The sequence below is a fragment of the Streptomyces sp. B21-105 genome, from assembly GCF_036898465.1.
Taxonomy (GTDB): domain Bacteria; phylum Actinomycetota; class Actinomycetes; order Streptomycetales; family Streptomycetaceae; genus Streptomyces.
In genome coordinates this window covers 807,229-818,522 of sequence record NZ_JARUMJ010000001.1, presented here as the reverse complement: position 1 = coordinate 818,522, position 11,294 = coordinate 807,229, and the positions used below count along the sequence as shown (strand labels likewise).

9 protein-coding genes and 5 pseudogenes are annotated in these 11,294 nt (G+C 71.8%); 6 read left to right on the top strand and 8 right to left on the bottom strand.

Annotated elements, in window-relative coordinates:
- Positions 1–75: 75 nt before the first annotated feature.
- From QA802_RS03405 to QA802_RS03385, 5 genes are all read right to left on the bottom strand, one after another.
- Positions 76–765 (bottom strand): HAD family hydrolase, encoded by a 690-nt coding sequence (locus tag QA802_RS03405; RefSeq protein WP_334518008.1) that lies wholly within the window; start codon positions 763–765, stop codon positions 76–78.
- Positions 766–815: 50 nt separating this feature from the next.
- Entirely contained in the window at positions 816–1,388 is a 573-nt protein-coding gene (locus QA802_RS03400; protein ID WP_443042069.1) for a hypothetical protein, read from the bottom strand.
- Complete coding sequence (locus QA802_RS03395) at positions 1,376–2,047, bottom strand: phosphatase PAP2 family protein (protein WP_334518004.1); 672 nt, start codon at positions 2,045–2,047, stop codon at positions 1,376–1,378. The genes QA802_RS03400 and QA802_RS03395 overlap by 13 nt, the downstream gene beginning before the upstream one ends.
- A gap of 279 nt (positions 2,048–2,326) precedes the next feature.
- Positions 2,327–3,262 (bottom strand): M56 family metallopeptidase, encoded by a 936-nt coding sequence (locus QA802_RS03390; RefSeq protein ID WP_334518002.1) that lies wholly within the window; start codon positions 3,260–3,262, stop codon positions 2,327–2,329.
- Between the two features lie 81 nt (positions 3,263–3,343).
- Positions 3,344–3,892 (bottom strand): DUF5134 domain-containing protein, encoded by a 549-nt coding sequence (locus tag QA802_RS03385; RefSeq protein ID WP_334518000.1) that lies wholly within the window; start codon positions 3,890–3,892, stop codon positions 3,344–3,346.
- A gap of 133 nt (positions 3,893–4,025) precedes the next feature.
- Here QA802_RS03385 and QA802_RS03380 point away from each other — a divergent pair, with 133 nt between their 5' ends.
- Positions 4,026–4,187 carry a hypothetical protein gene (locus QA802_RS03380; RefSeq protein ID WP_334535200.1) on the top strand — a complete coding sequence of 54 codons (162 nt, stop codon included), beginning with the start codon at positions 4,026–4,028 and terminating at the stop codon, positions 4,185–4,187.
- Positions 4,188–4,429: 242 nt separating this feature from the next.
- Positions 4,430–4,926 (top strand): annotated as a pseudogene (locus tag QA802_RS03375) (MarR family winged helix-turn-helix transcriptional regulator).
- Positions 4,927–4,996: 70 nt separating this feature from the next.
- On the opposite strand, the pseudogene QA802_RS03370 reads toward QA802_RS03375, so the two are convergent.
- A pseudogene (locus QA802_RS03370) lies at positions 4,997–5,745 on the bottom strand (VOC family protein); the annotation flags it as partial.
- Between the two features lie 34 nt (positions 5,746–5,779).
- Positions 5,780–6,244, bottom strand: coding sequence for a VOC family protein (locus tag QA802_RS03365; RefSeq protein ID WP_443042254.1), 465 nt, complete (start codon positions 6,242–6,244; stop codon positions 5,780–5,782).
- Between the two features lie 159 nt (positions 6,245–6,403).
- Here QA802_RS03365 and QA802_RS03360 point away from each other — a divergent pair.
- Positions 6,404–6,962, top strand: a pseudogene (locus QA802_RS03360) (GNAT family N-acetyltransferase).
- Between the two features lie 44 nt (positions 6,963–7,006).
- On the opposite strand, the pseudogene QA802_RS03355 reads toward QA802_RS03360, so the two are convergent.
- Positions 7,007–7,687, bottom strand: a pseudogene (locus QA802_RS03355) (glycerophosphodiester phosphodiesterase).
- A 201-nt stretch (positions 7,688–7,888) separates the two neighbouring features.
- Here QA802_RS03355 and QA802_RS41435 point away from each other — a divergent pair.
- The 3 genes and pseudogenes from QA802_RS41435 to QA802_RS03335 all read left to right on the top strand — a co-directional run bounded on the left by QA802_RS41435 (position 7,889) and on the right by QA802_RS03335 (position 11,211).
- Positions 7,889–9,224, top strand: a pseudogene (locus tag QA802_RS41435) (DUF6421 family protein).
- 173 nt (positions 9,225–9,397) lie between these two features.
- Complete coding sequence (locus QA802_RS03340; RefSeq protein WP_334517998.1) at positions 9,398–10,144, top strand: SDR family NAD(P)-dependent oxidoreductase; 747 nt, start codon at positions 9,398–9,400, stop codon at positions 10,142–10,144.
- Complete coding sequence (locus tag QA802_RS03335) at positions 10,141–11,211, top strand: threonine aldolase family protein (protein ID WP_319165215.1); 1,071 nt, start codon at positions 10,141–10,143, stop codon at positions 11,209–11,211. Before QA802_RS03340 ends, QA802_RS03335 begins: the two co-directional genes overlap by 4 nt.
- The last annotated feature ends 83 nt before the right edge of the window (positions 11,212–11,294 follow it).

Below are 11,294 nucleotides of genomic sequence, written 5' to 3'. Positions count from 1 at the left end.
TCTCACCCTGATGGTGTCCTCAGGCTACTGGCACCGGCGTCCCGGCACCGGCGTCCCGGCACCGGCGGAGGGCGGTCAGCCCACGAGGTCGAGCACCGGGCGCAGCCCGTCCGGACGGTCGGCCGCCGGCAGATGATCCACGAAGTGCACCGTGCAGCCCAGCGCCGCCGCGCCGCCGTCCGCACGGCGGTCGTCGCCCACCATCAACGTGTTGCGGGGATCGGCGTCCAGTGCCGCGCACGCGACCGTGAACAGCCGAGGGTCCGGCTTCTGCACACCGTGCTCGTACGACAGCACATACGCGTCGACGTACCCGTCGAGACCGTGCGCGCGGAACACCGGGCGCAGATCCCAGCCGATGTTGCTGACGACGCCGACCCGGAACCCGCGCTCGCGCAACCCGGTCAGCACCTCGAGGGCGTCGGGATACGGCGACCAGGCCGCCGGCGACATGTGCCGCTCGTACAGGGCGTCGTGCAGCGCCGGGTCCGGCAGCGACACCTGACGTGACAGTCCCGTGTACGCGGCCCGGTGCAGCTCGCTGCTCTGGTCCCGGACCCGCCACACCTCGGCCAGCTCCTCGGGCAGGCGGACCGGAGCCGCCCCGCCCGGCAGCGCGCCTGCCGCCTCCAACGCCCGTGCCTTCTCGGCGAGTTCCGGTGCGGCGAGCGCGATGCCCGCGGCGTCGAGCACCGCGCGGAGCCACCGTTCGGTGGACTCGATGCGGAAGAGGGTCCCGGAGAAGTCGAACAGCACGGTGGTCATGCGGATGATCCTAGGGAGCCGGCACGCGCGTCCGCCGGGATGCGGTCGGTTCACGAACGGGCTCCCGTCCAGGGGCGCGGTCGGTCCGTGGACGGGCCTTGGCCCCCGGGCGGGGTCATGTTCCAGGTGAGCGGTAGGTCGTCGTCGCAGAACACACAGACGAAGACCCCCTCGCGCACCACGTTGTGCTCCCCGCATCCTTCGCAGCGCCGGAACACCAGCGTGTGCGTGAAACCGTCGGGACGACCGATGCCGGCCCGGTCCAGTGCGGCGGCCACGGCCGGCCAGGAGTCGGGATCCGGGCAGTAGCCGGTGGACTGGTTGCCGACCTCGAGGACGCGGGGCCCGTGCGGGGTTCGGTGGAAGGAGATCTCGCCCGCCCCGAGCACCTCCTCACCCTCGGCGCAGGCCACGTGCTCGCTGCGGCGCGGCGCGAGCCGCAGCAGCCCGTCGAGGGCGACGACATAGGTGAACGGCTCCTCGTCGTCCGCCGTGGCCGGATCGCCGTCCAGGTCCGCGGCGCTGCGGATCACCCGGCCGCCGGCCCCTCGGACGACTGTCCGTCGCAGATCCTGCGGCCCCACGTAGGTGTACCGTCGCCCAGGCGCGGTCACGGTCGCCACCGGAGCTGCGCCGCGATCGCCAGCGCCACCAGCATGCCCCCGAGCAGCCAGCCGCCCAGGACGTCCGAGGGCCAGTGCACGCCCAGCCAGATCCGGGTGAGGCCCACACCCGCGACGGACAGGGCCGCCACGGCCGACGCGGCCCGCCACAGCACGCGGCGGACGCCCTGCCGGTGCAACAGCCACAACAGCAGTCCGAGGACGACGGTGGCGGTCAGCGCGTGCCCCGAGGGGTACGCCGCGTAGTGCGCGGAGTCTACGGGGTCGGGCCAGACCGGCCGGGCACGGCCCACCGCGGCCTTGAGTCCCTGCTGGAGCAGGGTGCCCAGGGCGGCTGTGGCGACCAGCCATCCGACCGTCCACCAGTCCGCATGCCGCCACACCAGCCACACGGCCACCGCAGCTACCAGCAACCGCATCGTCACCGGGTCCCAGACCCAGTCGGTGAGAATGCGGCAGGCCTGCGTGAATCCGGGGTCGGCGAGGGCCCAGCGATGCGTGGTGCGGGAGACGTCGCCGTCTGCGGAGATCAGGGGACGCCACTCGACCGCGACCAGCACGAGAAGCAACAGGGAGCACAGCCCCAGGACCGCCGCGGCACGGAGGACCGTGCGCAGGGCCGCGGGACGGGGCGGGGAGGCGAGGGGTGCATGGTGCATGTACAGATCCTCGCCGACCCGCGGGACCGGAATCCAATGGGGGCGACCGAGGACGGGAATCGGGTGGTCCGGTGGCCTGGGAGAGGGGCCGGCTCGGGAGACGGGTCCACGCGGCAGCGAGCGATACGGACCGCCGACGGAAGACCCACGCGCAAGCCGGGGGCAGCGAACCGGAGGCGGCTCACCGGGGAGCGCGGCCTGCGCCGCTCCGTGCGTCGGCGGACGCTCGGCCCACTGCCCACTGCCCACTGCCGCCTGCGCGTGCGGGTCGGCGGAGGCTCAGCCCAGTGCCCGCAGGCCCGGGACGAAGGTCACCAGTACGGGGATCACCGGCAGCAGCGCGGCTGCGGCCGTCAGTCCGAGTCTGCGGGGCGCGGTGAGCCGGTCGGGCGGTGCCAGCAACCGGCTCACGCGCCGCGGGACATGGGCCTGCGAGGCGGGAGCGGGGCCGAACACGCCACGGCCCTCGTTGAGTTCGACCAGTGCCAGCGCGGTCGTCAGCCGGCCGAAGCGGCGCGAGGCCATGTCGTCGGCGGCGAGCTCGACCAGCCGGTGCATCTCGGCGCGGAACGCGGCGAACACCGGTACCTGGGGGAACCCGGTGGCCAGCGCGGTCGAGCAGTGCAGCAACCAGTCGTGCCGCGCCTGGGCGTGTCCCTGCTCGTGCGCGAGGACGGCGTCGAGCTGACGGCCTTTCAGGCGCCGCAACGCGGCCGTGGTGACGACCAGTCGGGGCCGGGCACCCGACAGCCACCACGCGTCGGGGCGCTCGCCCTCCACCACGAGCAGCCCGCCTGACCGTGCCGTCTCACCCGGCAACAGCGGTGCCCTCAGCCGCAGTTCGGCCCGGCGGGACCGGTGTCCGGCCCGGCTGCGCAGGATCTCCCGCACGAGCATCGTCCCGCTCCACACCCCGCCGCAGGCCAGCGCCACCGCGGTCGCCGCGGCCCAAGGGCCGGGCCCGCCCGGCGTGTACGCCTCCACGACCGCCTGCGGAGCCGGCGCGAAGACCTGTCCGCGCACCGCCTGCCAGGCGGCCGCCGCACTCAGCGTCATGGACAGCGCGCAGCACAACAGGATCGCGGCCACCACGCACTGCCATGCCCACAGGGCGACCACCGGTTCACGATCGGGCCAGTCGGCCCGGGCGATCAGCCGGGGGGCGGCCACGGCGGTCAGAGCGCCGAGCAGCAGCAGGACCGCGGTGACCGTCATGCACAGCACCCTATGAGCGGAGCGCCACCGGGGGTACGGCTTCGCGCGGCGAAGTGACGCAGGCCATTGCCGCCGCGCGGATCACATCGTCAGCAGCATCGCGAGCATGCCGATCCCCATCGACAGCCTGCATGCCCGGACGACTTCCGGCCGGTCGCTCCAGGAGGCGGCGGAGGTGCCCGCCCCGGCGACCGGCAACAGCCGGATCCCCGACACGAGGACGTAGCCGGCGAAGTACAGCAGCAGCACGCCCGTCAACAGCGGCACGCCCGCGCCGCCGTGCTGGTGCGCGTGTGCCGGGGCCGGGGAGACGGCCATCGCGGCGGCCATGTAGACCATGGCCCCGGCGCCGACCAGGTGATGCAGATGGCAGGCGCTCTCCCGGGCCGCCCACAGTGCCCGCAGCGCCGCGGTGCCGAAGACCGCGGCGTACGCGGGCCAGGCCCAGGCCGGCGGGGTGAACACGGCCGGGGGCACGGCCATGGCCGCCATTCCGAAGCCCATCAACGCCTCGCCGCCCGCGGCCCGGCGTTGTTCCTCGACGCTGCTGCGCATCCGCAGCAGGCAGTAGGCCCCGGTCGCCGCACACAGCGTCACCAGCAGCCAGCCGGGCGAAGCCGGTCCGTGCACGCGCACCTCCCCGCTCGACGTCGCCAGTCACCGAATGCGATGCCCATGCCACGCAGCGCGCACGCGGGCGCAAGGAGGTACAAGGGGAGCGCCGGGCGGAGCGCGGCAAATCGTTCACGGGTAAAGCGTGTGCATGCGGACGCCGCGTCCGGCGAGTGGCGGCAGCGAGCGGCCCCAGAAGCGGGTCGTGCCGGCCGAGCAGTCCGGACACCGTACGCTCGCCGCGACGGCACGGCGCCAGGGACTGCTCCTGGGCCGGGACGCGAAGACGAGAGCGGAGGACGTACGCGGATGACGGGGAAGCTGGGGCGTGCAGCGGCCGGGGGCGGGGACGACGGGCGGTCCGGGAGCAAGAACGGCAACGGCAACAGGAACAGCAACAGGAACAGCAACGGAAACGACGACGGCAACGGAAACAGGAACGGAAACGACGACGGGAACGGAAACGACGACGGAAACAGGAACGACGACGGAAACAGGAACGACGACGGAAACGGGAACGGGAACGGGAACGGCGGCCCGGCGAGGAATGACACGGTGTCGGACGTTGTCCGGCAGTGGCAGGCCGTCCGGCCGGATCTGGACCCGGGCCCATGGAGATCATCGGCCGCGTCAACCGCTGCGCGGCCCTCCTGCAGCAGGCCGAGGACGCGCCCCTGCGGCGCGCCGGACTGACCCGCCCCGAGTTCGACGTGCTCGGCGCACTGCGCCGCAAGGGTCCAGGAGCTGACCCCCGGCGACCTGGTCCGTGAGACCTTCTCCTCCGGCGCGGCCGTCCACCACAGCGCCTCAAGCAGCTCACCGAACGCGGCCTGGTGGAGCGCCGGGGCGACTCCCGGGACCGTCGGGTCGCGCACCTGCGGCTCCACGGACGCCGGGGCGTGACCTCGTCGACGGCATCATGCCCTGAGCAGCTCGCACGAGAGAGCGCAGCGCTGGCCGCCATGGACGACGGACGCCAGGGTGAACTGGCCGATCTGCTGGGGGAGTTGCTCAGCCGACTGGAGGGGCAGATGCGGTCGTTGGGCGTCTGACCGCGGCGCGGGAGGCTGCCCGGCCAGGGCGGCGGCTCGCAGCGCAGGCGTTCATCTGTCGTGGCCTGCCGCGGTACACCCCGAACACCGCGCCCTGGGGGTCGCGCAGTACGGCGATCCGCGGGCCGTCCCGCACCGTGGTCGGTTCCATGAGCGCGGCGCCGCCCGCCCCGGCGGCGGTCTGTGAGGCGGGCGTCCACGTCGGCGACGGCGAAGTAGGGCAGCCAGGCGGGGGCACCTCGGGCGGGAACTTGTCGTCCATCCCGATCATGCCGCCGAAATCCGCGCCGCCGACGCCCACTGCAGGTAGTCTCCGACGAGTGGCGGTCCAGCCGAAGACCGTGGTGTAAAAGGTCTCCGCCCGGTCGGGCTACCGGGTCAGCAACTCGACCCAGCCGAGCGAGCCGGGCGCGTTGAACAGGCCGGCGCCGGCAAAGGACCCGCGCCTGCCACAACTGGAACGCGGCCCCGCGGGATCGAGGACGACCACGAACCCGGCCCACGTCGAAGACGTCCATCGTCCGGCCAGCACCTTGCCGCCGGCCCTCCGTGACCAGCCGGGCGCTGACATCCGCGTCCGGTCACGGCGAACGACACGCTCCAGGCGCAGGGCTGCGTCTCCTGGTGCCGGGGACTGAGCGCGGCGACGGCCGCGTCGCCGAGGGTGCGCGACCGAGTAGCCGCCGGCCTCCTGCCGGGGGTCCGTCTCCGCGCGCCAGCCGAACAGCTCCGCGTAGAACCGCTTCGCCGCTTCCAGGTCACCCGGTCCCCAGCTCGGCCCAGCAGGGCCCCGCCCGGCACGGGCGCTTCGAGCTTCATGACGTTCCTCCGAAAAGGTCCGCCCTCAGCACCGCTATGCCCCGCCCGGCCGCACGGCATCCGCTGACGTCAGCGCCCCCGCCGGCCAGCCGGACCAGCCCCGACAGGGGAAGCGGGGCCGCATGCCCGCTGGCCCCGGCGTCCGGGGAACCGGGCCGGTCCTGCAGGGCCCCCTCAGATGCCCGCCGGTACCGCATCGGGTGGTCCGCCGGTACTTCCCACGAGCACGACGGGGATCCCGTCCGGGTCCCGCGATCCACAGCTCGATCAGTCCCCAGGGCTCCTTCACCGGCGGACGCGCGATCTCGACGCCCTTCGCCCGCAGCTCGTCGTGTGCCGCCGCGGCGTCCGCCACTGGAGCCACAGGCGCACGGGGGGGGCCGGCGCGCTCGGCCCGCGGGCGGGTTCTCGGCCCGGCCCGACAGTTCCAGGTGGCCGCCGCCGAGGAAGTAGACCGTCCCCGGTCCGGGCCCGTGCCGAACTCACGGCAGACGGCCAGACCCAGCTGCTCGCCGTAGAAGACGCGGGAACGCTCGGGATCGGCGGTCGGAGCAGGATCCTGCTGCTCAGTACATGCACCATGCGGCCGGCGCTAGTAGCCGGACGGGGTTAGGCTCGGGCAAGCCCCAGCCCGTGTCAGAGAGCAGAGACCGCCCGCATGGACACCGCCGCCACCGACTTCGTCTTCCGAACCGCCACCGACGCGGACGTGTACGAGCTCGTCGCCCTCATCGAGTCCGCCTACCGCGGAGACTCCAGCCGGGCCGGGTGGACGACGAGCGGACATCCTCGAGGGGCAGCGCACCGATCCCGAAGGCGTGCGCGCGGTCCTCGAGGCGCCCGACAGCCGGCTGGTCACCGTCGAGCAGGACGGCCGACTGGTCGCCTGCTGCCAGCTCGCCCACCGCGGCGACCACGCCTACTTCGGCAGTTCGCCGTGAGCCCCACGGTGCAGGGCGCCGGTCTCGGCAGGAAGGTCATGGCGGAGGCCGAGCGGCAGGCCCGGAGGACTGGGGCGTCGACGAGATGCACATGACGGTGATCTCCGTCCGCGAGGACCTCATCGCCTGGTACGAGCGGCGCGGCTACCGCCGTACGGGACGCATGACCCCTTCCCGTACGGCGACGAGCGTTTCGGCGTTCCGCGCCGCGACGACCTCCAGTTCGAGCTGCTGGTCAAGGAGCTGGCCGAGCCGCTCGCCGACCCGCGGGCCTGAGCACACCACCGCGCATGGACCGTACGGCTCCACACGGCTTTCGCTCAGGCGGTGAACCGGCCGGTGCGCCTGATGTCCGGGTAGTCGGTCGTCGCGCCGTCCAGCTCCAGGGCGCGTACCAGCCGCAACTGTTCCTGCGTGTTCACCACCCAGCGATGATCCGCAGGTCGCGCTTGCGTGCCTCCTCGACGATCTCCAGGGTGAGCAGACGAAGATTGAGGCAGACCGTCGCGGCGCCGGCCGCGACGGCCCGGTCCACGATGTCGAGGCCGTAGCGGCTACCGATGACGCGGTGCGCACCCCGGGCACCAGCCGGGCGACCTCCGCGACGGCCTCGTCGTGGAAGGAGGACACCTCACCCGCCGCACGAGGTCCCGTGCGAGCATCACCTCCGCCAGCGCCCGCGCCGCCTGTACGTCCTGATCTCGGCCTGGAGCGGCGCCTGTACGACGTCCCGCACCTCCTCGAACCGCGGGACGCGTTCCCCGCGGCCGGCGTCGAGTGTGCGCAGTTCCGCGAGCGTCTGGTCGGCGATGGGGCCGGTGCCGTCGGTCGTGCGGTCCACCTCGGGATCGTGCATGACCACGAGGGCGCCGTCCTTGCTCAGGTGCAGGTCGAGTTCGATGGCGTCGAGGCCGGCCTGCTCGGCGGCCGACGAAGGAGCGCAGGGTGTTCTCGGGCTCGACGCCCATGACTCCACGGTGACCGATGGTGACGAAGTTCAAGACGTGACTCGCTTCCGAGGACAGGTCTGTGCGCAGGTGTGTGCGCAGGTGTGTGCGCACCGACGTGTTCCCTACCCGCCCTGCTCTGCCGGAAGCCGACACTCCTCGATGGCACACAGGAAAAAGTGCGGCGAATGAGCGGCTGGGCAGGATATTTTCCCGAGGGGTCACTTGCTGAAGGAAACCTCATATGCCTACGGTGTGCAGACGCGAGGTTCTTCAGCGGAGGATGGGACATGGACGGAAATTCTTGTGCAGGCAGCATCGGGGGAGCAGGTTCCTCCGGCGTCCAGGGTGGTGGGGCATCCGGCGTGGCGCGTGCTCAAGGATGCCGTGGAGCAGGTCCGGCCCTGGCAGTCGAAGGACGGGTCGATCGACTTCTCGGCCGAGGGCGCTCCGTCGCGCGGCGAGGCCGAGAGGACCGTCCACCGGGTGGTCGAGGCCGTCGAGGAGCTGTCCCCGCTCCTCCCGCACGACGCCGACTACCACCGCGCCCTGGTCAAGGACCTGCGGATGTGGGCCGAGGGCGGTTTCGGGGTGCCGGACTTCCTCGACTCGCTGCTGGCCTTCCAGCCCGCCACGAGCCGCGCGGACGGCCTCCAGCACCTGGTCGTCTTCGCGATGTACACGCAGAACGGCAACCCGACCGCAACCTGGGAAGCGGTCGTCCTGCGCATGGTCTGGCCGGACTGGCTGGCCGAGCTGGAGCGCACCCGCAACGACAACCCGCTGTTCTGCGGCATCACCTTCGAGGACTTCACCTCGGCTACGACACCAACTCGGCCGTCCTGTTCCCGGAGACCATCGCCGTCCGGGAAGCGCCGGAACGTTTCTCCTGGGGTGGCATCTTCTGCGACCGCGAGGGCCGCCCGCTTCCGCCGCGTGACGGACGCCGCCGTCGACATCTGGCCTGGAGCTGCCCGAGGGACGTCGCCGAGATGGTGCACGACCAGAAGCGGTGCGAGGAGGCCTTCGTGCTGTGGGACATGGGTCCACGACCGCACCCCACAGCCATGGCGACCTGCCTTCGACCGTTCATGATCAAGCAGGCCAGCCGTTCTGGAATGTACGGCCTGGAGGAGCTGCGCTGCGACCTCACCGCCTTCAAGGAGGCCGTGAAACTGCAGGCCGACGGCGTTCCGAAGGCCCGCGACGTGCAGTACGCGGTGCTCTTCGACCGCATGTTCCGCTTCCCGGTCACCGGTGAGCGCGTGCGCAACTACGAGGCCTCGGCGGCCAGCTGCTCTTCGCCTACCTGCACAAGCACGGGGTCGTCCGCTGGACCGACAACCGGCTGCACATCGACTGGGAGCGCGCCCCGCAGGTCACCAACCAGCTGTGCGCGAGATCGAGACGCTGTACCGCGACGGCATCGACCCGCCCCCAAGCTCGTGCACTGGTTCGCCGGCTACGAGCTGGTCTCGACCTATCTCGCCCCGCACCGGGTTCCAAGTGGGCCAAGGGTCCCGACGCCCTCGACCTGACCCAGCCGCCGCGCAGGCTCGTCGATGACGTGCTTCCCGACGATTTCCGCTGAGCATGTTCTATGAGGCACATGTCCAAGAAGCTGAAGAACCGTGGATCGGCCTCCACCAGGGCATCACGGCGGACGGCGCCGAGCGGATCGCCGCGTGAATGGCGACCTGCGAACACGAGAACACTGTTCCACGGGGCACCGCGGGGCAGAACACTGCTCAGGAGGCGAAGACCATGGGGAACGGGGTTCTCAGCGGTGCGGTGGTCGCGGTGGCCGGCGCGGGCGGACCCGCCGGCCGGGCGGCGCTGCTCAGGCTGGCCGAGGCCGGCGCGACCGTCGTCGGCGCGGACAACGATCCCGAGCGCCTGGCGGAGGCCGTCGACGCGGCCCGCTACGGGGCCGGCGGCGCCACCGTCACCGGCGAGCCGGTCGACCTGCTCGACCTGGACTCGACCCGGGACTGGGCGCAGCGCGTCGAGAAGGACTTCGGCCGGATCGACGGCGTGGTCCACCTCGTCGGCGGCTGGCGGGGGAGCGAGACGTTCATCAAGACCAGCCTGGACGACTGGGACTTCCTGGAACTGCTGCTCGTCAAGACCGTGCAGCACACCTCGCTGGCCTTCTTCGAGGCCCTCCAGCGCAGCGAGATCGGCCGGTACGTGCTGATCAGCGCCGCCGGGGCGTCGAAGCCCACCGCGGGCAACGCCGCGTACGCCGCCGCCAAGGCCGCCGCCGAGGCCTGGACCCTCGCCCTCGCCGACGCCTTCCGCAAGGCAGGGGGCGCAGAGGGGCCCACCTCCGCGGCTGCGATCCTGGTGGTGAAGGCGCTGGTGCACGACGCGATGCGCGCCGACCGCCCCAACGCGAAGTTCGCGGGCTTCACGGACGTCAAGGACCTGGCCGAGGCCATCACCGGCGTCTGGGAGAAGTCCGCCCAGGAAGTGAACGGACAGCGTCTGTGGCTCACCGAGAAGCCGTGAACCCTGCGAAGACCGACGCCCGTCGGCGTCATGACCCCGAGGTGCGCGGCTTCGCCAGCGACAACTACGCTGGGGCCCACCCGGAGGTGATGGCCGCCCTGGCCCTGGCCAACGGCGGCCATCAGGTGGCGTACGGCGAGGACGACTACACGGGGAACCTCCAGCAGATCGTCCGCAGCCACTTCGGGTCCACGGCGGAGGCCTTCCCGGTCTTCAACGGCACCGGGGCCAACGTCGTGGCGCTCCAGGCGGTCACCGACCGCTGGGGCGCGGTGATCTGCGCCGAGAGCGCCCACATCAACGTGGACGAGGGCGGCGCACCCGAGCGCATGGGCGGCCTCAAGCTGCTCACCGTCCCCACGCCCGAGGGCAAGCTCACGCCCGAGCTGATCGACCGGCAGGCCTGGGGATGGGAGGACGAGCACCGGGCGATGCCGCAGGTCGTCTCGATCACCCAGAGCACGGAACTCGGCACGCTCTACACGCCCGACGAGATCCGCGCGATCTGCGACCACGCCCACGAGCACGGCATGAAGGTCCACCTCGACGGCTCCCGGATAGCCAACGCGGCCGCCTCCCTGGACGTCCCGATGCGGACGTTCACCAACGCGGTCGGCGTGGACATCCTGTCCCTGGGCGGCACCAAGAACGGCGCGCTGTTCGGCGAGGCCGTCGTGGTCATCGACCCGGACGCCGTGCGCCGTATGAAGCACCTGCGCAAGCTGTCCATGCAGCTCGCCTCCAAGATGCGCTTCGTGTCGGTGCAGTTGGAGGCGCTGCTCGCCAAGGACCTGTGGCTGCGCAACGCACGCCACGCCAACGAGATGGCGCAGCGCCTCGCCGAGGGCGTGCGGGCCGTGCACGGTGTGGAGATCCTTTACCCGGTGCAGTCCAACGGCGTCTTCGCACGGCTTCCGCACGACGTGAGCGAGCGGCTGCAGAAGAAGTTCCGGTTCTACTTCTGGGACGAGGCGGCGGGCGACGTGCGGTGGATGTGCGCGTTCGACACGACCGAGGAGGACGTGGACGCGTTCGTCGCCGCACTCAAGGAGGAGATGGCCCGGTAGGGCCTCTTGCATCGAGCGCCAGGGCGCCAGGGCGTCGGAATTTCTGCATAGGTATGCGATCCTATGAAAACTCATTGACGTTC